16 protein-coding genes are annotated in these 19169 nt (G+C 35.7%); 5 read left to right on the top strand and 11 right to left on the bottom strand.

Going from position 1 to position 19169, the window contains the following annotated elements; all coding sequences use genetic code 11:
• Positions 1-13 precede the first annotated feature (13 nt).
• From NGC85_RS05360 to cxpE, 4 genes are all read right to left on the bottom strand, one after another.
• Entirely contained in the window at positions 14-2512 is a 2499-nt protein-coding gene (locus NGC85_RS05360; protein WP_254805096.1) for a CSLREA domain-containing protein, read from the bottom strand.
• A 15-nt stretch (positions 2513-2527) separates the two neighbouring features.
• Positions 2528-4381 carry a rhombotarget A gene (gene rbtA, locus NGC85_RS05355; RefSeq protein ID WP_254805095.1) on the bottom strand — a complete coding sequence of 618 codons (1854 nt, stop codon included), beginning with the start codon at positions 4379-4381 and terminating at the stop codon, positions 2528-2530.
• Between the two features lie 113 nt (positions 4382-4494).
• Entirely contained in the window at positions 4495-5193 is a 699-nt protein-coding gene (locus tag NGC85_RS05350) for a DnaA/Hda family protein (protein WP_254805094.1), read from the bottom strand.
• 20 nt (positions 5194-5213) lie between these two features.
• Positions 5214-6407, bottom strand: a complete 1194-nt coding sequence (gene cxpE / locus NGC85_RS05345; RefSeq protein ID WP_254805093.1) for a chloramphenicol efflux transporter CxpE — start codon at positions 6405-6407, stop codon at positions 5214-5216.
• Positions 6408-6540: 133 nt separating this feature from the next.
• Here cxpE and purM point away from each other — a divergent pair, with 133 nt between their 5' ends.
• Both purM and purN read left to right on the top strand, forming a co-directional pair.
• Positions 6541-7611 (top strand): phosphoribosylformylglycinamidine cyclo-ligase, encoded by a 1071-nt coding sequence (purM, locus tag NGC85_RS05340; RefSeq protein ID WP_254805092.1) that lies wholly within the window; start codon positions 6541-6543, stop codon positions 7609-7611.
• Positions 7608-8249: a phosphoribosylglycinamide formyltransferase gene (gene purN, locus NGC85_RS05335; protein ID WP_254805553.1), complete on the top strand. Its 642-nt coding sequence runs from the start codon at positions 7608-7610 to the stop codon at positions 8247-8249. Before purM ends, purN begins: the two co-directional genes overlap by 4 nt.
• 37 nt (positions 8250-8286) lie before the next feature.
• On the opposite strand, the gene NGC85_RS05330 is transcribed toward purN, so the two are convergent.
• A complete protein-coding gene (locus NGC85_RS05330) occupies positions 8287-9078 on the bottom strand; it encodes an alpha/beta fold hydrolase (RefSeq protein ID WP_254805091.1) in 792 nt (263 codons plus the stop codon).
• A gap of 167 nt (positions 9079-9245) precedes the next feature.
• Positions 9246-10268, bottom strand: a complete 1023-nt coding sequence (gene sppA / locus NGC85_RS05325; RefSeq protein ID WP_169109587.1) for a signal peptide peptidase SppA — start codon at positions 10266-10268, stop codon at positions 9246-9248.
• A gap of 135 nt (positions 10269-10403) precedes the next feature.
• Here sppA and NGC85_RS05320 point away from each other — a divergent pair, with 135 nt between their 5' ends.
• A complete protein-coding gene (locus NGC85_RS05320; protein WP_254805090.1) occupies positions 10404-11336 on the top strand; it encodes a lysophospholipid acyltransferase family protein in 933 nt (310 codons plus the stop codon).
• Positions 11337-11356: 20 nt separating this feature from the next.
• Here NGC85_RS05320 and NGC85_RS05315 read toward each other — a convergent pair whose 3' ends face one another.
• From NGC85_RS05315 to NGC85_RS05305, 3 genes are all read right to left on the bottom strand, one after another.
• Positions 11357-13783, bottom strand: coding sequence for a DNA internalization-related competence protein ComEC/Rec2 (locus NGC85_RS05315; protein WP_254805089.1), 2427 nt, complete (start codon positions 13781-13783; stop codon positions 11357-11359).
• 83 nt (positions 13784-13866) lie between these two features.
• Positions 13867-14553 (bottom strand): lipoprotein-releasing ABC transporter ATP-binding protein LolD, encoded by a 687-nt coding sequence (lolD, locus tag NGC85_RS05310; RefSeq protein WP_254805088.1) that lies wholly within the window; start codon positions 14551-14553, stop codon positions 13867-13869.
• A complete protein-coding gene (locus NGC85_RS05305) occupies positions 14546-15781 on the bottom strand; it encodes a lipoprotein-releasing ABC transporter permease subunit (RefSeq protein ID WP_005062758.1) in 1236 nt (411 codons plus the stop codon). The genes lolD and NGC85_RS05305 overlap by 8 nt, the downstream gene beginning before the upstream one ends.
• A 25-nt stretch (positions 15782-15806) precedes the next feature.
• Here NGC85_RS05305 and NGC85_RS05300 point away from each other — a divergent pair, with 25 nt between their 5' ends.
• Positions 15807-16394, top strand: coding sequence for a PilZ domain-containing protein (locus NGC85_RS05300; RefSeq protein WP_254805087.1), 588 nt, complete (start codon positions 15807-15809; stop codon positions 16392-16394).
• A gap of 12 nt (positions 16395-16406) precedes the next feature.
• Here NGC85_RS05300 and NGC85_RS05295 read toward each other — a convergent pair whose 3' ends face one another.
• Both NGC85_RS05295 and NGC85_RS05290 read right to left on the bottom strand, forming a co-directional pair.
• Positions 16407-17300 (bottom strand): DMT family transporter, encoded by an 894-nt coding sequence (locus tag NGC85_RS05295; RefSeq protein ID WP_254805086.1) that lies wholly within the window; start codon positions 17298-17300, stop codon positions 16407-16409.
• Between the two features lie 7 nt (positions 17301-17307).
• Positions 17308-17778, bottom strand: coding sequence for a YaiI/YqxD family protein (locus tag NGC85_RS05290; protein ID WP_005055028.1), 471 nt, complete (start codon positions 17776-17778; stop codon positions 17308-17310).
• 214 nt (positions 17779-17992) lie between these two features.
• Here NGC85_RS05290 and NGC85_RS05285 point away from each other — a divergent pair, with 214 nt between their 5' ends.
• Complete coding sequence (locus NGC85_RS05285) at positions 17993-18931, top strand: hypothetical protein (RefSeq protein WP_254805085.1); 939 nt, start codon at positions 17993-17995, stop codon at positions 18929-18931.
• The last annotated feature ends 238 nt before the right edge of the window (positions 18932-19169 follow it).

Genomic DNA, 19169 nt, shown 5'->3' with positions numbered 1-19169 from the left:
ACTAGACAAAGAATTATTTTTTAAAACGACGGATTACCAACAAACTGATTAACCCTAATAATGAAAATATAGTTGTACTACCACCACCATTACTTGCCTTACGAGTATCATCGCTAGTAGTTGCAGTACTTATAACATTCACTGTAGCTAAATTTGATAATTTAGGAGTTCCATCATTGTCATAAACTTGATAGTTAAATGAAAAATTAAATGGATTGAAATTATTTACTTCTTGAATATATATATTTCCACCATAACATGTTTCTTTCTGATCTGGTACAGGACAACTTCCTTGTCTATCTGCTGTTACAAGAAGATTTTTTATAGGAACGTTAGACAATCGTATTGGTAATTCAATACCTTCAGCGTTTCTCCAAAAAGCTGCTTTATTAGGGCTATTTTCAGGACCAGAACCACCACCAGTATCACCATCATCATTAGCAAAATCTAAAAGATTAATCTTAACCTTTTCAGCTTGTTGATATTTAAGCGTTACTGAAGTATCTTTTGCAACAGGAGGATTATTAATAAATGCTGCACTTAATAAGCCAGTAGACTGTATTTTATTATCAGCTTTATATGTAATCGTATATTTACAATAAGCTTTCTCACTAGATGAAGTAATAGCATCATCTTTACGATAAATCATAATCTGCTGTAAGTTAGCATTCCACTTACACACTAGATTTGGATCTTTATTAACTTGACTAATTACATCATTAATAGTACCCATACCTATATCTTCAACTTGTATATCATACAATTCAGGCGTGAAAAAATCTAACTTATGAGCACCCTGAATATCTCCATCATTAATTTCTACTTCTTGTGGTAACGGTAACTTGTTCGATTTCAAATCGACATAAATAGCTCTATATTTTAAGTTTTGCTTCTTTAACTCTTCATTAGTAAAATTTTCGACTAAATCAGTATATTGTTTCAAGCGAGATTTATAATAGATTAGGTAATCTGAATTATTTGGAGACTGGACAAGATCAGCAAAGAACTCTTTTTCACTTTTATAATCAGAAATTAATTTACTGATTGATGAATTAGATAAATCCTTAATATCACCAGCAGTTAACCTCATTAACTCAATAGAACCTATATCACAAGTGTTTATAGAGTCTGGAGTAAAATACAATACACCATCAGTCAAGCGCGGCAAACCACGCTGATCAATGGTACTACATAATGTTACTCCATTAGGACTAACATTAACCAAACTTAATTCATCCTTTGCATTCCTTTTAGGATAATAAATTGGTAAAAAAGCAGTGTAAGCAGATGGCGGTATAAGCGTACTAATTAATTTTTCTTTTGAAACTGAACTAATATCAATATTAGTCTTATTATCTTTAAAAGTATCTTCCGGTAAATCACACTTATTATTACCACTTAGAGAAAATGCATTATAAAAAATACTTATACCAGCTTTTTCAATTCCATTTGTATCACCTAACAAATATCTACAAGCATAACTATTAACATCACCATTATATGCAATAATATTAAATGTTAGTAATTTAATGCCCAATTTGTCGTATAAAAAAGTTGTATATCCCTTATTCTCAACTATTGTATTACTGTTCAGTTGAATTGAACTATTTTTACTCAAGATACTTGTATTATTATTTGGTTCAGAACTAGCCTTAGTATCTCCTGAAAATTTTATTAAATTCCCAGCAGTAAAACTGACATTATTTTTAGCAATTGTGTTTGCTTCAAGAACAACTGTAGGCTGACCAGAAAACTCCATCATACTTAAAGAGTCATTAGCACCGTTATAGACAAAACTACTTGACTTAATATCAATTTTTCTTTTTATATATTCCAAATCATCTCTATCTGTCATTGCCAACACACTTCCATGAAGTGAATTGTTAGCTTGAATCAGACTCTTTGAAATTGATAAATCACCAGTTAAACCTGCTAGAAAAATAGCACCACCGGAACCAGTTAATGCTTTAGAGTTAACAATATTAGTACTTAATAAATTAATATTAGCACCAGCATATATTGCACCACCATTTTCACCACTTGGAGCTGAGCCATTAGATAAAATCAAATTTGTGAGCGTTAAAGATTGTTTACCCTTAGTTGTATTAAAAATACGTGAGTTAGTTGCTTGAATTGTTGTCTTTAATTCAACAGGGGCTGGATACTGATTTACAGCATCATTAATTAGTACATTTTTATTTTGCCAATCTACAGGACTTGCACCTAAAATAGTTACTGATACTTCAGGTTCAAGCTCTTTATTTAATTTATATACACCTGCTTCAAGCTGAATAGTCTTAGGCTGATTAGAAGTATCAGTGACCTGACAACCACCATATGAAACACGTTTTCTAGCTGTTTCAAGAGCCTCTCTCAAGGAGCAACTATTTGGATTTTCATTATCCTCATCTTCAAACGTTGTAACTTTAATAGGTTCATTGTTAGTTGCAGCTATTAATGGCATAGAGGCAATGACTAATGTAGCTAATAAAGCTTTTTTGTATTTATTCATTTTCATCATCCATGATTAAGACTTAAATCGGCGTAATCCAAGTAATCCAAATAAAACCAAAACCCAAGTTAAATTAAAGCTACCAACGTTTACAGTTTTACTCTCAAATCTATTAGGTGGATTCTGTAAAACAGAAACTGGGATATCTATATAATAGTTTGATGCGTTATTTAATCGAGTAATTGTAGTGATGACTCGAATATTAAATTTATCAGCCCCATGCCAATTTCCATTTGGGGTATACTGAACATTACCATTATTATCTAGACTTAGCTTTCCTTTCGAGACAGTTTCTGTCTGTTCTATTTCTAGACATCCTGATTGCCATGGCTGCCCTTTAGAATCAAATTCCCGTTTTAGTAAAACCTTACAACTTTCTGCATCCAATAACTCACCATCTAATAAACTATTAGAAATATTAAATTTGGCTAGCTCACCATATAAAATTACTCCGCCAGCTATTTGAATATCACTTCGATTCACTACTAATTCAATTGCACCTAAATCACATAACTCTGCATTCAAACTACGACTCTTTCCTCGTTGATCGACACTTTCACATCCAACCAGACCTAAAGTATTTCCATCACTATAAATTCTTCCTTTATTAACAATTAAGGATTGGGACAAGTTTTGATATGAAGTAAGTAATCTAGGCTGAAAGAAACCTAACATTTGATCTTTTGGCGTAGAATAAGGACATAGTAAACCTTGATCTTGTGGGAAATCACAATTATCAGACTCAACCACTCCACCAGCAACTAATTGATTATTACCAATTAAATAATTAGGATTTCCTACAGAAGCGTTTCGATTACACTCATTTTCTGTTAAATTGGTTTGAATAACTGTTTCATCATTACTTGCAGCAACACAATTTATATTATTCTTTGTTATTATACTGTTTGTGATAAAAGCACTCGGTTCTTTGGTTGTGCTTGTATCATTACCATTAGTTACCTTGGAATTCCATTTTGGTGCCTCTAAATAAAAACCCATATCATTATAAATTGCTGTAATATTGTTTATTGTCATTCCTTCTCTAATATTAGCCAAGTACCCTCCCTTATTATTAAGTATTGTACTATTACGAATTCCAGAAAAACCCGTAGCTAAAACAGCTGCTATTGCCTCATCATTAAAGGATTTATCGACATAAAGAATCGCACCATTCTTATTTACTTTGTTATTCTTTAAAACTGATTGAGCGAAAAAATATCGAGGCATATCACTATATATAACAGCACCTTGGTCGGCTTCATTATTTTCCAAAATACTATTATTTACATATATTTTACCGGCAGTATTTTTATCACTTAAAATCCCCTTATTATTAATCGCCCCACCAAAAGTAGCATTCCCTCCCGACAATCTTGAATATTGTATTAATAAATTTTCACGATTTAAAATCAAACCACCTTCTAACACCTTAGTATTAGAGCCTTGAAGATTTAACTCATTTAATGAAACATTGATTAATTCTTTTTCTACTGTTCCATCATCGATATTAAAAATACGATCTGTACCTTTCATCTTTATTGTGGCATTATGTAAACCTTTTTTTATATCACTAAAATCGCCAGCTGAAATCGTAGAAATAGTCAAAGATGCTTTAATATCAACCTGCTTATTGAGAAGGTATTCTTTATCACGCTGTAAAATTATAATCGAGGAAGAATCTTTATTTCCGCACCCCATATAACCATTTTCATATTCCTTTTGATCTCGCTTATTCAAAAACTCAATGGCATTTCGTAATGAACAGCCAGTATAGTTCTCGTCATCAACTAATGTTGTAACTTGAATATCCGCAGAATATGCATGTCCAGTAATCGCAAATAAAGCGCAGGCAAGCGTCCGTTTGAGCATACCAATCTCCTTCTATTTTTCATTTTTTTTAGTTGTGCAAAGTATCAATTTGCAACTACATTCCTTTGTGCGTACTTTGTCATAGCTCTCTCAATTACTCAAGAAATTTTATACTATTGCCGATATTCATCTATCAAGGCATAAATTTGCTTGAGTGTTGTATTCGAAAGCTTAGTTTTTTCACCCTTTAGCATCTTTTCTAGTTGGGCAAGTGTCTGCAAGAGAATAGAAGCCTGATGAGGACCATTCATCAGCAAATAATCAACGATTTGTTGATCGAAGTGGATTCCTCGTCTTGTCATGACCGATTGTAGCAAAGCGTGTCGATCTATGTAAGAACTGCCATTTGGAACTTTGACACTAACTGTTTGAGTTAAGCGAGATTGTAAGTCTGGGAGTTCAAGCTTTAATTCAATTGGTGCTACTCTCGAAGAAAACACCAATTGCCCCTCATGATTATTCATTAAATGAAAAATCGCTTTTTGCCAATGTGGTACGCCACTAATAGCATCTATATCATCTAAAGCGACTAAATCATAAAACTCTAATGACGTAATTGCTTCGATTGGCGCATCTAGCAACTCTAATAATGAAACCTTAATTGCGAGACGCCCTAGTTCTAAATAAGAATCACAAATCGCAGATAATAAGTGACTTTTTCCAGTTCCAGCACCGCCATAGACATAGAATCGTTTTACTAATCCTGTATGTAACTGTCGAATAGCATCAACTACATGTCCCCAACCTGGCCCACAAAAATCACTAATTCTTGCATCCAGTTGAGGTTCGATATCCAATTGTAGTTGACGCATATAAGTAGTTAATCCCTCAATTACTTTAAGTCATTCGGGTTTGAAGTCTCTGTATCTTGAGAGTTTTTTATTTCAATATCAAGCTCTACTTGCTGTGTTTCGACATTGATATGCTGAGAACCTTTTGGGGTCACAGTCACTTCAGCAGGGAATACATAAAACTGGCTTTTCTCATAATTATCCCGTGCATGTTTTAACAGAACAACTATCACTGCTGCTACAGGTAACGCAATCAACATACCAAGGAAACCTCCAAGTTGCGCACCTGCTAAAACAGCAAATACCACAGCAACTGGCGATAAACCAATTTTATCTCCTAATAAAAATGGTTGGAGAATATATCCTTCAACCATTTGACCAATCATGAATACCACACCAACAAGAAGTAGCTGTGTCCAATCAAGACCAAATTGAAAGAGCGTCGCAATGACAGCTGCAATAATTCCTACTCCAAAACCTAAGTAAGGAATAATACTCGCCAACCCAGCGACCATACCAATAATCAATCCAACTTCTAGACCAATCACCTGTAATCCGACTGCATAGACAATGCCTAGAAGTAGCATAACTAGGAACTGACCTTTAACGAATGCCCCTAATACACTGTGGCATTCACGCACGATTGTTAAGGTCGATGCTTCATATTTACGAGGAATCAAACGACGTAAACTTTGTAGCATTCTTTCCCAGTCAAGTAAAAAATAGAAAGAAATAATAGGTATAAGAATAAATATGCCACCTATCTGAATAAAATTCAAACCAGACTGTGCCAAACGCAAAGCCATTGTTTGAATACTATCCGCACTGTAATTGGTTTGAATATATTCCATCACAGCTTTTGAAATTTGTTCTGTGTCTAGCTCCATCGGAACGACATTAAATGTATTTGATACCCACGGTAAAAAAGTTGCATTAATCCAATGTATACCCGCTGGAATACTATCCCGAGCATAAATCAATTGTTTCCAAACCAAAGGTACTAAAAACCATAATACAATCGTTAAAGTAACGCCAATTCCAACGAAAACTAAACTGATCGCCAACCATCTCGGTAATTTTATTTTTACAAGAACATCTACAAGTGGACTAAAAAGGTAAGCTATAAAAAAAGCACCTACAAAAGGCAACACAACTGGTTTTAGCAGATATAAAATCCAGAGTAATAATGCGAGCCCTGCGAGGATGAAGATACGACGTAGTACCTGATCTTGCATAAAATCTAGCCTTTTTTTGTGTAGTCGTTATAAATAGAAAAAAATTTAAATAAAGATAGCATTTTCGAGCATAAATAACATAAGAGTTTCGTATATTCGGGTTATAATCTGCCGCCAATGCGGAGACTTCACTATGAGCAACTCAACTTCTACCCCAAATACTGGTTTAAGCTATAAAGATGCGGGCGTCGACATTGAAGCGGGCGACGCGCTAGTCGATCGTATCAAATCAGTCGCTAAACGCACCACTCGTCCTGAAGTCATGGGCGGATTAGGTGGTTTTGGTGCCTTATGTAAAATCCCAAAAGGTTATGAAGAACCTGTATTGGTGTCTGGCACAGATGGCGTAGGTACAAAATTGCGTTTAGCACTTAACTTAAATCGTCACGATACGATTGGTCAAGATTTAGTTGCAATGTGTGTAAACGACTTGCTTGTGTGTGGTGCTGAGCCACTCTTCTTCTTGGATTACTATGCAACAGGTCATTTGAATGTTGATGTTGCGGCAGATGTTGTAACAGGTATTGGCAAAGGATGTGAACTTGCAGGTTGTGCATTAGTTGGTGGTGAAACTGCTGAAATGCCTGGTATGTATGAAGGTGAAGATTACGATCTTGCTGGTTTTGCTGTAGGTGTTGTTGAGCACAGTAAAATTATTGATGGTTCGAAAGTAAAATCAGGTGACGTATTAATTGGTGTCGCATCAAGCGGTGCTCACTCAAATGGTTATTCATTACTTCGCAAAATTTTAGATGTTAAAAACGTTGATTTAACTCAAATCATTGATGGTCGTCTACTTGCAGATGTTGCAATGGAACCAACTCGTATTTATGTAAAACCAGTGTTAGAGCTTTGCAAACAAGTAGATGTTCATGCTATGGCACATATTACTGGTGGTGGTTTACCAGGCAATTTACCTCGTGTACTTCCAAATGGCGCTCAAGCAGTTATCAATGAATCTAGCTGGGAATGGTCAGAGTTATTCCAACTGTTACAACGTGAAGGTAATGTAGAACGCTTTGAAATGTACCGTACATTTAACTGTGGCGTAGGTATGGTGATTGCTGTCGATCCAAGCGAAGCTGATAAAACAATTGAAGTATTAACAGCTCAAGGCGAAAAAGCTTGGAAAATTGGTCATATCCAAGAAAATACTGAATCAGTTGAAGGTGCAGACGAAAAAATCCGCGTGATCTTTGCATAATGAGAATTGCTGTACTTGTCTCTGGCAATGGTAGCAACTTACAAGCCCTGATAGATGCCCAAATTGGTAAACAGCTATCGGGGCAAATCATTGGTGTACTCTCAAATAAAGCTAATGCCTATGCATTACAACGTGCTGAGAAAGCCGATATTGCAACCGCTGTTATTTCACATAAAGATTATCCAAATCGAGAAAGCTTTGACGATGCTATGCATCAGCAATTGCTCGCGTGGGAAGTTGACTTAGTCATTCTTGCAGGTTTTATGCGAATTTTAACACCTAACTTTGTCAGTCAATGGCAAGGTAAAATGTTAAATATTCACCCTTCTCTCCTTCCTTTTTATAAAGGAATTAATACACATCAACGCGTATTAAATACTGGAGATCGCCTGCATGGTTGTACCGTTCATTTTGTCACAGCTGAACTTGATGCAGGACAAAGTATTGCACAAACTGTCATTCAAGTCAGTTTACATGACAATGTAGAAAGCTTAGCACAACGCATACATGAGCTTGAGCATTTCATTTATCCTCAAGTTGCAGAATGGCTATGTAATGGTCAACTGACTTGGCAAAATGGTCAAGCCTATTTCAACAAAAAACCTTTAGAGCGACCAATTCAGTTTGCTCGATTCTAAAAACAAAACGCATCTTCGGATGCGTTTTTTATGACACTTAAATAATCAAACTTTTAATTTTTCCAACAGTTTCCACAGGATGTTCAAGTGGGAACATATGACCACCCTCGACAACTGAAAAAGGAATACCTAATTTCTTTTGAGCAACTTGCGGGAGTTTCTGTTTTAAGAAAACGCTGTCTGTCCCTACTACCATATTTACAGCAACTTTAGGCTTCGGCATTGGTAACCACCACATCGAAGGTGTGGTTCTAAACAATCTCACTTCATCATTTTTCGGAATAGTAAGCATCACGCCACCACGCGTTGGGTCATTTGTTAAAGCATAATTAATATAAGCCTGAAAACAATCTGTATCAAAGTGCTGATAAAATCCTCTAGAACCTAGAAGCTCAGCTGCTTGTTCACGTGAATCCCAATGATCACGACGACGTGCTGACAATCCAGCAGGTGTAATCTTATCGACTAATTTAGGATTAAAAATTTTAGCAAGATGAAAAGCAAAAGAAGCTTTACCAATAATAAATGGAGGATCAAGCATAATCACTTGCGAAAATAATTCAGGACGGCGATAAGCAGCCATTAGGGTCAAAACTGAGCCTAAAGAGTGTCCTAAACCAATGACTTTTCGACCTTGTGATTGTTGCACAATACTATCAATAATTTGATCAACCAAATGCGTCCAACCATGCGTGATCGGATAACGTTTATCTGTACCAATCTCAGCTACATAGATAATATCGTATTGATCTTTTAATTGATCAAAAAGCTTTTGATAAACTTTAGATGGAACACCATTGGCATGGGCAAAATGAATCAAAGGTTTCATAAGCTTGTCTTTAATTTTTTCAATGATTGGTCAATTATCTCGTTCTACATATACATTGCAAATTAAAATGATAACTCCGCAGTAATTTTTTCAAATAAAAAGGCTGTGATGTACACAGCCTAATTAAAATCAAAGCAACGCTCGGATTGGGATATGAGAGTTATATCCTACTGTATTTTTGCGTTTTGCTGAGTTTCTAGCTGAGCGGCTAGAGAACTACTTATTCCCTCACCGATCTTTGCACCCATACGACCCAAGATGGACTCTAATGGATTACGCTGAACGGTATAATCTACTTTTTGATCAACTTTAAGATCACGCATTAATGTGGTTAAACTTCCACTACGATCAGCAACACCTAAAGCAATTGCTTGTTCACCAGTCCAGAATAAACCAGAGAAAACCGCAGGATCATTAGATTTTAAACGTTTACCGCGTCCCTCTTTCACTGCATTGATAAAATGCGTGTGTACATTATCTAAAACAGATTGTACATGAGCTTGCTGTGCTGGATTAATGGGTTTGGTCATACTCAAAATATCTTTGTTATTACCAGAAGTCAGTGTACGGTCTTCCACACCTAACTTTTGAGCCAATCCACTTAATCCATAATTTGGCATAATTACGCCAATTGAACCCACTAAGCTAGATGGGTTTACAATAATTTCATCAGCAGCAGATGCAATATAATACGCACCAGATGCGCCCATATCACCAATAACAGCGTAAACTTTCTTCTCAGGATACTGTTTTTTCAAATAACGAATTTCTTGCCAAATTTCATCAGATTGAACAGGAGAACCACCAGGAGAATTTATATTTAAAGCAACAGCTTTACTTCCACTCGCCTCAAATGCACGCTTCAATGCTTTGCTGGTATCTTCGCTATTTACCGTAGATTGACTACTTGAAGAATCAATCGTTCCGATAATATCAACCACAGCCAAGTGATTACTGCTTATACTCGTTGTTGATTTCTCGTTAGACGTAGAGCAACCCTTACTCATTGCTAACAATACTATTAGCAAATAAGCAAAACCTAAGCATTTAAAAAAGATACCCCAACGGCGGCTTCGACGTTGTTCTTCGACAGAGGCTAAAACAGCTTTTTCTAATATCTGCCATTCTTTACCTGTTACATTATTACTATTTGTAGATTCATTTTGTGGTTTTGGTGGCCAATCGGACATAAGATTCCAATCCAATATTTTAAAGTGAGTTTATTATATACGTTGATTTACACAAAACTGTTTAAATAACATGTTTTAACTTATAATTATTTTATGCATTATACTTTATTCTTGTAATTCTCTTATTTTTGATCAATGACACAATCAAAAGCGAACAGCCGTAATTATGCTCTGATCAAGTTGATCAGCCGTCAATCCATTAAGTTAGGTCGCTTAGTTGCTGGCTTAGTTGCTGGTTTAGTGACTCGACTTCCACTGTCAAAGATATCAAAAATTATTCGATTGAATATAAAGATCGCATTACCAAACCTCACTGAAACTGAATACCAACAGCTTAGTGCCCGTGCTATTCGTAATGAACTCACTGCATATTTTGAGTTTTTGAGTATTTGGGGATCTGCTAATGAAAAAAATATTAAGCGCGTTCAGACTGTTGTTGGGGAGCATTATTTACATTATGCATTAGCGGAGCAGAAAGGTTTGGTTTTGATAGTTCCTCATTTTGGAACATGGGAAGTCATGAATGCATGGTTATCGCAATATACTCAAATGACGATATTATATAAACCTGTTAAAAATCCTGATGCTGATCAATTTGTACGTGATGCACGTAGTCGTGAACAAGCCCATTTAGTACCAACTGATGAAAGTGGTGTTCGACAAATTTTTAAAGCATTAAAACAAGGTGGAACGACCGCAATACTACCTGATCATACACCTGATCATGGCGGTGAAATGATTGAATACTTTGGTATACCTTTAGCCTCAAGTAGTTTGAGTGCGAAACTGATTCAAAAAACCAAAGCAAAAGCTTTACTTATATATGCAAAAAGAAATGAGCAAGATGGTTTTGATATGTTTATTGAACCTATTGATCCTCGTATTTATGAAGGGAGTGCCGAAGATGGCACCTTGGTGATTCATCAAACTTTAGAAAAATTGATTCAGCGCTATCCCGAACATTATCATTGGAGCTATAAACGCTTTAGTGCCAATCCTGCTTTAAAGAAAATCTATGATATTGATGAAAACAATGCACTCATCAAAATTGCAGAAATACGTAAGTAAAACCAATAAGTTTGCTTAGGCTATTCTTTATTTAGCCATTTGAGTGCATGGCGCTGTTGTTGAATTTCTACCTTTCCATTATCAAAGCTAAAACTTATTGTTCCTGTTTGTACTGTATTGAATAACGGAATATTTAAAGCATGCAATCGATTTTTTACTTCCTCACTTGGATGACCATAGCGATTATTATAACCTGCTGATGCAATTGCTATTTTAGGTTTTAATACTGCTAAGAAATCATATGCAGAACTGTGTTTACTACCATGATGTCCAAGCACTAAAACATCAACCTTTAAGTCAGGATATTGCTGCAATAACTTATATTCAGTTTCCCATCCAGCATCACCCATAATGAGGAAAGTTTGATAAGGCTGTGCATTGAGAAACTGGATGTAAACCACACATGAATATTCATTCTGCTGATCTTTCGCATAAACCAGTTCTTGTCGATGTGGAAATAATATTTCAATCTTTAGATTCGTATATGACCAGTTTTGACCTTGCTGGCAAAATGAAAATTTATCCTTAACCTTAATTTTGTCATTTCGTTCATTCGACTGTACATTACTAATTTCAAATTTATTTTGTATCGAATTAAAAGCCCCACTATGATCTTGATCCAGATGAGATAAAATTACATGATCTAAAGATCGAACTCCTTTTTGCCTAAGAAAAGGGATCACCACTCGCTCACCTAAGCTAAATTTGCTCTCATCATAAGAACCACCTGTATCAATCATCCATACCTGTTCAGGATGTTGTAACAAAACCGCTTGTCCTTGACCTACATCTAAAATACTTAAAACGGTAGGTTGAGCTTTTAAGCCAAACAATATCGGTAAAAAACAAATGATCGCCCAAGCTTTCGGAATGGTTCCTCTTGGCATGAAAATAATCAATATGCCGATAATCAAACAAAGCATCATTAACGGTGTACAACTTACACCATACAAATCAGGTGAAATGGCCTGTAAAACGTTCAGCATGACCATTAATAAAGAAAGTAATGAATCACTGATCTGAAAGAAAAACTGTCCTAATGGAGCACTAATGAGCCATACACATGCTGCAAAAATGTTCACAGGAACAACTAAACCACTTAGTAAAGGAATAGAGATTAAATTACTAAGTGGCGCGACCCAAGAAATTTGTTGGAAAAAAATTAAGACCAACGGCATCAAGGCAACAAATATCTTCCACTGTGATTCGACCAATATTTTAATTGCGAAAAAAAATCGTTGTGAGACAGTTGAAATCTGATCATTAGGCAATTGTTCTATGGTCTGATAAATTCTCAATAAAATAAAACAAGCGCCATAAGACAACCAAAATGCAGCGGATAGAATACTAAACGGATCATAAATAAGTAATAAACTCGCGCTATACACAAGTAGCGCAAATGGTTGGAGGGATTGTCGAAAAATTAGAAAAAGACTGGCGATGATAACTGTTAATAAAGTCCTTATTGCAGGAATTTCAAAACCGACAAAGGCAACGTATAGCAAAACGCTAAAGACAAATGGTAAGAGCAATAAAATTTGTTTAGGTTTCCATAAATATAGCTTTGGATAAAAACGTTGAACCGTTATTTTCAGCAACCAAGTAAACATAAATGCAAAGATCAAAACATGTGGACCTGAAATCGCCAACAAATGAGAAATACCCAACTGTTGAAACTGATCTTTCTGAGTGCTCGATAAAAGACTTTCATCCCCCGTGAGTAAGGCCAAAAGTAAACCTTTATTATTCAAGGAAGATCGTTCCAACATTTGCCGAAATGTTAAACGGATTTTTTCAATCTTTAATAAAAATTTCGCTGGAATGGCTTGTTGTTGTTTTAAATGAGGTTGATAACCTAAGCCATATATCTCATCTAATGTTAGAGCTTGGATATTTTGTACAGAGAATGCAGACATTATATTTTGCTGTAAAAACCATTTTTCCTGATCAAATGCTCCAGCAATAGCATAGCTATGCGCTGGTTTGATCTTGCCATAAATTCGATAATAATGTCCAAGTTGCAAAGTTTGCGTGTTAATCGATACATGACGATTATTTTTTAAATAAAGCATCCAATTAACAGGTTGAGCATGTCGATTGAGTATTTCAGCAATTTGCTTATGCCCTTCTAGGGTTGGCTCATCTATCTTCTTTATATAAACAATTGCTTCAAATGGCTGTGTTTCTAACTCTCTCAGTTCAAGTCTTTGTTCTAATCTTGAATCAGCAAAATGATATCCAGTACAAAATAGCGCCCAACTGGCACTGATTAAAATTAGACATTTATAAAGAGGGTGATCAAAATACAGATTGCGTTTAATACAACCCATACCAAAGATAATCATCGCGATACTTAGCCATATCCACCATGATGTAGATATAAAACTGAGGTGGTGCCCAATCATTGCAATTCCTGCAATCCAGCCCAACAAAATAATTTTTAACATGTACTTATAATGAAGTTTTTGATTTTTCTAAGGGCAAAATTAAAGCCCTTTTTCAGGGCTTTAACAAGGGATTAAACAAAAAATTATTTATGATCAATCCATAAACCATCTTGCATATGTAAAATTGAATCAGCTGATTGTGCTAATTGCTCATCATGCGTCACGATCAGCATCGCCATATTCAGCTCTTTTTTCAAATCTGTGAGTAATTCAAAAATACTTAATGCTGTTTTACGATCAAGATTACCCGTTGGCTCATCGGCAAGTACAACTGCTGGCTTTGTGACCAATGCACGAGCTAAAGCAACACGTTGCCGTTCACCACCCGATAATTCACCAGGTTTATGATCCATTCGGTGAGACAATCCAACGCGATCAAGTAAATATTCGGCTTGCTTTTTTGCATCTTTAAAATTGCTGTCACTGCGTAGCATTAATGGCATAGCAACATTTTCAAAAGCAGAAAACTCAGGTAAAAGATGATGAAACTGATAAACAAAACCTAAATATTGATTACGTTTATAGCCCCGCTCAGCCTCGCCTAAATTATCAAAACGCTGCCCTTGTAAAAAAACCTGCCCTTGTGAAGGTTGTTCTAAGCCACCTAAAGCATGTAAAAGCGTACTTTTACCTGAGCCACTTGAACCAACAATCGAGACAAATTCACCAGCATTCACTTGCAGAGAGAGTCCTTTAATGACTTCAACTTTACTTTTGCCATCATCAAAATGCTTATAAATATCTTTTGCTTCTAAAACAACCTTACTCATAACGTAATGCCTCAGCAGGTTGAACTTTCGCTGCACGTAAAGCAGGATAAATCGTTGCAAAAAAGCTCATTAACAGTGATACAGTCACAATAATCGCCACATCTTGCCATCTGAGATAAGAAGGAAGATAGTGAACGAAATAAGCATCAAAGAGGTTTAAACCCAAAGCGGTATTAAACCAAGAAATAATATCACTAATAGTTAAAGCTAAAGTCACACCTAAAATCGTACCAGCAATTGTTCCAATCACACCGATCACTGTACCTTGGACCATGAATATCTTAGTGATCATGGATGGAGAAGCGCCAAGCGTACGTAAAATAGCAATATCAGATTTTTTGTCTGTTACAACCATAACCAATGACGAAACAATATTAAATGCTGCAACGACAATAATCAGAACCAACAATAAAGCGACTAAAGTCTTTTCCATTTGAATCGCATTGAACAAATTCCCATGAGTATAAGTCCAATTTGATGCATAGAAATTACTTGGTAATTGACTCACAATATCATCAGCAACTTTAGGCGCAGCAAAAATATCATCTAGTTTTAAACGAACACCCTGAGCACCATCAGGTAAACGCAATAAGGTTGAAGCATCATTCAAAGCGATATAACCCACCATTGAATCCACTTCTGCACCCACACTAAAAATACCAACAATTTTAAAGCGTTTAAAACGCGGAACCACACCTGCAGGTGAAGGTGTTGCTTCAGGTAAAACTAAAGTGACATTATCATTTAGACCCAAACCAAGTGCGTCGGTCATATCCTTACCAAGGACAATACCAAACTCACCCTTCTTTAAGGCATTTAAATCACCTGTAACCATATGATTTTGAATGATTGAAACCTTTTTTTCATATTCTGGTTCAATCCCTGTCACCATAATCCCAGCAACCTGACCATGTGCAGTGAGCATACCCTGTAATTGGGTAAAAGGAGCAACACCAGTTACATGAGGATGACTCTCAACTTTTTTTACAAGCTCAGGCCAATCTGTTAGAATTTGGGTAGAAGAAACAGTGGCTTGTGGAACCATGCCCAGAACGCGATTTTTTAATTCGCGGTCAAAACCATTCATGACAGATAACACTGTAATGAGCACAGCAACGCCAAGGGTTAAACCAATCATGGAAACCAAGGCAATAAAAGAAATAAAATGATTACTTCGCCGAGCACGAGTGTATCTCAACCCTATATACAGCGAAACTGGCTTAAACATACCATCTAGTCCGAGGTGATTTATTATGGAAAATTCACAACATCATCTTGTTGACGACAATACGGAACGTCGAGTGATGTCTCGTATCGATGCTGTGTTAAGAATCAACTATCAAGTCATTCCAGACGATGTTGCACTGAATGATCCCTATGATTCTCATTTTGTATTGCCACGCTATTTTCTACTACTTGATGAATTAGATCAATTTGATCATGCGTTTCGCTACGAATTAGAACAATTAAATGAAAAAGATCAACAAATTGCTCGAATCTTATCCCTATTTAATCAAAAACTGAATCTAATTACGGGTTCTTTCTATGACAATATTGTTCAATCGATGTTGCCTGTACCTGAGCAAGTTAACTTTTCGGAAAATGGTTTAAGTTTTTTTAGTACGCAAGATCTCAATGAAGGTACTTATATACACATTACTTTAAGCCATCCAGAAAACTCGTTTCATATCGCTGCAACTGCACAAGTGGCTTACAGTACGGCTGAAGAACAAGGTAAATTCCGAATTGGTGCTTATTTCATTACTTTGAATCCACAAGATCGCGCAAAATTAGCTGAAAGTATCCAAGAAACTCAACAAACGGATCATCATCAATTCTAAAGCTTCAATTACTTATATTTTTAAACGACGATAGGTTTGTAAATCTTTATAAAAATAAAGAAATAATCCAAACAAAATAATGCTCGCACCAACAAATACCTGAGCAGATAGCTGCTCATGGTTGAGATAAGCTCCAATCAATATCGCCAACATAGGTGTCATGACGGTAGTGAGGGATAGCGTTGTCGCTTTTAAATTTTGTACCAATTTAAAATAACAAAACATCGCAATCAAAGAAGCCATTACCACGGTATAGATCAATGCCAATAATGACTTAAGCGATGGAAATTGAGTTGGAGCATATTGCCAAATAAAAGGTAACAGCATTAAAGCCAGTAATGTGGAAACTAAAATTGAACCTGTCGCTTGTGCGATAGGTTGTACAACCGCATTAATTTTCTTTACTAAAAAAATTGACAATGAATAAGCAAAAACACTAATAAGCATCATAATAATGCCCATTGGTTGGACATGTTTTTGATTGCCACTTAAGCAAATCATTGCTAATCCAATAATTGAAGTGCCCATTCCAAGCCACTGTAAAGCCGCTAATTTTTGCTGAAAGCCAAATCTGCCAATCAGCCCTGCCATAATTGGCGCTAAACCAAACATTAAAGCGATCAAACCTGAACTTAAATATGCAGTGGCAGCATAAGTAAAAATTTGTGATCCGATTAAACTCAGAGAGCCAGCGATATAACTAAGTACTGCTATTTTATTGATTGGAAATTGAATTTTTAAAATTAGTAAAACTGCTATCGCCAAAGGTAAAGCGATAAAAAAACGCAAAACTAATGCCCACATTGAATAGATATCAGAAACGCTCCATACAATTGCTAATGGTGTCGTTGCCCAAATAAATATCAATAGTCCATAAGTGAACATTAAATTAAGACGTGATGGCATTAACAGCTCAAGAACTTGTTTTTCGTTTTTGTTTGAAAATCGTTTGATCTAAAGAACTAGAAAACTCTCGCTTATCTCGCTCTGAGATCGGCGGTGGCCCACCTGTTTGTACACCGGCTCCACGCAAAGTATCCATAAAGTCACGTAAATGAAGACGTGCTTTTACATTTGCAGTGGTATAAACCTCACCACGAGGATGAATTGCAATTCCACCCTTTTCAATGACTTGGGCAGCAAGAGGAATATCCTGCGTAATGACAATGTCATTTTCTTGCATACGATCAACAATTTCTTTATCGGCTTGATCAGCGCCACTCATGACCTGAATAGAATTAATACGCAAAGATGGCGTAATACCAACATTTTGATTCGCGACAAAAGTAACTTCTAATTGATAACGATCAGAGGCACGTAAAATCACTTCTCGTAAAATTTTAGGTAAAGCATCAGCATCTACCCATAATTTAAATGGCAGCACGTTGGCGAAAGCTCTTGAGGAAAAAAATACAGTGTAGCAGATTAAGATAAAAGTAGAGTTAAAATGATGTTTTTGATCATCTCGTTGAGCTATCGATGAGACTAAATAATTTTCAAGATTAAATTAATTTTAGAGTTTTACATATCAGGACTTGAAAAACGCAGCTTACCCTCGATTTAATAGAATAAGTTCAATCTTTTTAGCATCATGCTTTATGAAAAATCAAAACAGTCCAGAAATCATTAGAATTCAAGATCAAAACTTCGGTAACCATGTCGAGCATTGGAATATACTAACTGATACGCCTGAAACTGATGTTCCTAAATGGTTGGGATTAGCACTTGATTCTCCTGTCATGCCGATGGGTCTGTGTGAAGATGAACATGAGATGGATCAATCATTTTGGTTAATACAAGGACCAAGTGGTCAAGCAGCCTCAATTAACCAAATTATTGCAGTCGAAGATCAAAAGCCCCGCGCATTAAAAACAGCATTTCCAAGTTTTGAAAGCCCATATAAATATGATGCGAAAATTGACCGTATTATTACCTGTGATTCTGAAACGCAGGCTGTATTGCGTTTAAATTTAAATACCAATACGGTTATTTATGCATTCGATAATTTATTCAGTGTAAATAGTTGTCAATATGATAAGGATCAGACCTATCAAGTTCAATTTAATGCTTGGGCATATGAATTAGAAACTGTCGCAAAAGATGAGAAAATCATTGTTGATGATCCAGCTTCAATAAAACATCATCGTGCTTTAAATGCCATTTTGACTGAACATAATGGCGTTGCTCCAGAAAATTTACAAGAATTGATAAATGACTGGCAACCAAAAACACCTGAAGATCAAGAACCTGTCACTGTAGACTTTTCTAAAATGGTCGCCTATTTATTCGGTGAAACATTAGGTCAAGAAGATGAAGCTTGGTTTCAAGGTAATATCGTAGGTAAAACAACGATGCAGTTTATGGATGTTGAATATACGCTTTATGACGTCACTTTAGTTTTAGAAGATGATTTACCAGCAATCTTAATTCGTATTGCAACTAAAAATGATTTGTATAAAAACTTTATCATTGGCGAATATATTCGCGGTAACCTATGGATTCAGACCAATATTTATGCTAAAACTGCAATTAAGTGACAAAAAATCACATAAATGGCATTTTTAGGCGTTCTAATGAAAATTATACCAGAACAGACGACCACTAGTCTTATTCACACAAGTGATCAAGGTCTTAAACTTGATGTTGGTGCTTTTTGCTTTTTTTTACTTGGTATGTTTTTAGCAGCACTTATATTTCATCAAATTGGCTTATTCTAATTTTCGACCATATTCCAATTATGAAAAAGCCCTCAATCAATGAGGGCTTTTATTTTAT

Origin of the sequence: Acinetobacter sp. Z1, assembly GCF_024296945.1 — a bacterium.
GTDB lineage: Bacteria > Pseudomonadota > Gammaproteobacteria > Pseudomonadales > Moraxellaceae > Acinetobacter > Acinetobacter beijerinckii.
This window is presented reverse-complemented; position numbering and strand designations above follow the sequence as displayed.